This is a genomic window from Bradyrhizobium sp. (assembly GCF_049798375.1).
GTDB lineage: Bacteria > Pseudomonadota > Alphaproteobacteria > Rhizobiales > Xanthobacteraceae > Bradyrhizobium.
In genome coordinates this window covers 1-3200 of record NZ_JBARGP010000233.1, presented here as the reverse complement: position 1 = coordinate 3200, position 3200 = coordinate 1, and the positions used below count along the sequence as shown (strand labels likewise).

Below are 3200 nucleotides of genomic sequence, written 5' to 3'. Positions count from 1 at the left end.
GCTACGCGGTGCGCGCCGCCGATGCCGCGCAGGTCCATGCCAAATTGAAGGTGGTCGGCGAGGTCGCCGCCGGGCGTCCGTTCGGCCGCGCATTGCAGGCGGGCGAAGCCGCGCGCATCTTCACCGGCGGCGTGCTGCCCGACGGCAGTGACGCGGTGGTGATCCAGGAAGACACGGTGGCCGACGGCGATGAGGTCACGATCACCGAGGCCGCCGTCAAGGGACGCCATGTCCGCCCCGCCGGCGTCGACTTCCATGAAGGCGCGGTGCTGCTGCAGGCCGGCCGCCGCCTGAGCGACCGCGACCTGTCGCTGGCCGCCAGCATGAATCATCCGGAGCTGCCGGTGCGACGCCGTCCACGCGTCGCGCTGCTCGCGACCGGCGACGAGCTGGTGATGCCCGGCAATAGTCCGGGACCGGGCCAGATCGTCTATTCCAACGGCTACGCCCTGCGTGCGCTGGCGCGGGCCGAAGGCGCCGAGGCGATCGATCTCGGCATCGCCGCCGACACCATCGCGGCGACGACCGCCGGAATCCGGCGGGCGCGCGAGGCCGATGCGGATATCCTGATCACCACCGGCGGCGCTTCGGTCGGCGACCACGATCTGGTGAAAGAGTCGCTGGAGGCGGAAGGCGTCGCCATGGCGTTCTGGAAGATCGCGATGCGCCCCGGCAAGCCGATGATGCACGGCCGGCTCGGCGCCATGCGCGTGATCGGCCTGCCCGGCAATCCCGTCTCGTCCTATGTCTGCAGCCTGCTGTTTTTGGTGCCGCTGCTTCGACGGCTGTCGGGCCTGTCTGCGATCACCGCGCCGCGCGAGACTGCCCTGCTCGGCCGCGATCTCGCCGCCAACGACCTGCGCGAGGACTATCTGCGCGCCCGACTCGAAAGGCGCGCCGACGGCGCTTTGATCGCAACGCCGGTCACCCATCAGGATTCGTCGCTGCTCGGCTACCTCTCCGCAACGCAGGCGCTGGTGATCCGTCCGCCCTTCGCGCCCGCTGCCGCGGCCGGCAGTCCGTGCGAAATCCTGCGGCTGCCGGAGTGAACGTTTCGAGATGTCGCGTCCCCGGGACAAGCTGCAGATTCACTCTAAATTAATGATTGCGGAACACATATCGAACATATAGTGTCCGTTCATGATTTGTTTCGAGTATGTTGCGGCAACGCGATTCCGGCCCTTCGCATCTGATCAGTCGTCACGTGATCAGTCGTCGAGCTCGGACGATATCAACCTGGGGACTTGGTCGAGATGCTGACGCGCAAACAATACGAACTCCTGCGGTTCATCAACGAGCGGCTCAAGGAAGCCGGCGTGCCGCCCTCCTTCGACGAAATGAAGGATGCGCTCGACCTGCGCTCAAAGTCCGGCATCCATCGTCTCATCACGGCGCTCGAGGAGCGTGGCTTCATCCGCCGCCTTCCCAACCGCGCGCGCGCCATCGAGGTGATCAAGCTGCCCGAGCTGTCGCAGGCCGCCAACAACCGGCGCGGCTTCACGCCTTCGGTGATCGAAGGCAATCTCGGCAAGGTGCGCACCTCCTCGCCCGCGCTCGATGACGGCGAGCGCCCCGTCGCCGTGCCTGTGATGGGCCGCATCGCCGCGGGCACGCCGATCGAGGCGCTGCAGACCCGCAGCCACACCATCAGCGTGCCGGCCGACATGCTGGGCAATGGCGAACATTATGCGCTCGAAGTGCGCGGCGACTCGATGGTCGACGCCGGCATCCTCGACGGCGATATGGCGCTGATCCAGCGCAACGAGAGTGCCGATACCGGCGACATCGTGGTCGCCCTGATCGACGAGGAGGAAGCCACCTTGAAGCGGTTCCGCCGCCGCGGCGCCTCGATCGCGCTGGAGCCGGCCAACACCGCCTACGAGGTCCGCATCCTGCCGCCCAACCGGGTCAAGATCCAAGGCAAGCTGATCGGGTTGTACCGGAAGTACTGACCTCTGCTGCGCTGGCGCTCTCCGGGACGGTGCCGGGGTGCGGGGCCCGAGATCGACAGAGCGCGCCGAAGGTGTTCGGCGGCGCAGCTGGGCTTTTGCCCGTGCTTGCGGCAAGCCCTACGCTCAAACGCTTGTGATCGGGCGTGCCCATGCTCAGCGCAGAATTACCGCGAATGACGCGCTAGGATTGCGATCGATGTCCACTCTGATAGAGGCCTGCGCCTTTCCGGGGGGAGCGCGGGTCGGCTATCTCGAACGAGGAGCGATCCGATGTGTGACTATAGCCTCCATGCTGTTGCGTCCCGCCCGGCCAAGGTGGGTGAAACGCTTGTAACGACGACGTTCCGCGGCACCTCGACACGTGGCTTCGCCTCCGAGAGCGAACCCGCTGTTGCGGTCTGCATGCTTCCCGGAACGGAATTGGCGTTCGAGGACGACGTCAAATACGACAGCCGCTGGTTCTGGACCAAGACGGTCCGTTCGCGCGTCGCCAAGTTCAATGCGCTCGATCGCCATGTTCCCGATCGTCACCATGACGCGGTCGAATTCGCCGACGGCACCCGCGTGCTGGTGACCCAGTTGCGCGAAGGCCAGCGCGTCACCGTGCTGCAGCTTCCGGTGACCGGCAAGCCGGCCGAGCGCAAAGTCGGTACCACCGCTACGGAGACGACGCCAACGCGACCGATATCGATCCCGTAACGACAAAGACGCCCACGCTCGATGGGCCATTTTCAGCCCCTCGGCGGATAGTTTGGGGTCGCCGAGGGGGAGAATGTGTTGTGCCCGATGAGATTGCGCCGAAAAGCGTATCCGAGAGGATGGCTGCGCCGGAGCTTGGTTCGCAGCTCAACGCCCAAGGACGTGACGGACAGACGATCACGCCGATCATTTCCCAGAAAATCACTTGGCAGAAGATCACTTGGCAGAAGACCGGACATGTCGCGGAGCCCGGCCGCTACATGTACCGGTTCGGCTGGCTCACGGTAACCGCGGACGACATCGCAGTCTGGCGGCAATATCCGCAGGCCGAGTTCACGATGTTGCAATTGCCGAAGCGCTCCGGCGCTGTCTCTGCTGAGGACGCGCTGGACGACCTCGACGAATATCATCTCGGCACCTTCGAACTGCCGCGCGTGTGACTGATAACGGATCGTCGTGCCGTTGATGGCGCCCGCAGCCCGATCAACGTTAGTCTTCCTGCTGCTGATCGGCTTCCGCCGGCGTGGCATCCGGCGCGCGCGATGGGGG

4 protein-coding genes are annotated in these 3200 nt (G+C 65.6%); all 4 read left to right on the top strand.

The annotated features are described in order from the left end of the window. The coding region (glp, locus tag WA702_RS09850; RefSeq protein WP_425110333.1) for a gephyrin-like molybdotransferase Glp at positions 1 to 1049 on the top strand (1049 nt) is incomplete at its 5' end. 204 nt (positions 1050 to 1253) lie between these two features. Further along, positions 1254 to 1952 carry a transcriptional repressor LexA gene (gene lexA, locus WA702_RS09845; protein ID WP_425110332.1) on the top strand — a complete coding sequence of 233 codons (699 nt, stop codon included), beginning with the start codon at positions 1254 to 1256 and terminating at the stop codon, positions 1950 to 1952. Positions 1953 to 2222: 270 nt separating this feature from the next. Further along, on the top strand, positions 2223 to 2651 hold the full coding sequence (locus tag WA702_RS09840; RefSeq protein ID WP_425110331.1) for a hypothetical protein: 429 nt from the start codon (positions 2223 to 2225) through the stop codon (positions 2649 to 2651). 80 nt (positions 2652 to 2731) lie between these two features. Then, entirely contained in the window at positions 2732 to 3091 is a 360-nt protein-coding gene (locus WA702_RS09835) for a hypothetical protein (RefSeq protein WP_425110330.1), read from the top strand. Positions 3092 to 3200: the final 109 nt, after the last annotated feature.

Coding starts and splice junctions, on each gene's coding strand:
- lexA (WP_425110332.1), top strand. CDS start 1,254: ATGCTGACGCGCAAACAATACGAACTCCTGCGGTTCATCAACGAGCGG.
- WA702_RS09840 (WP_425110331.1), top strand. CDS start 2,223: ATGTGTGACTATAGCCTCCATGCTGTTGCGTCCCGCCCGGCCAAGGTG.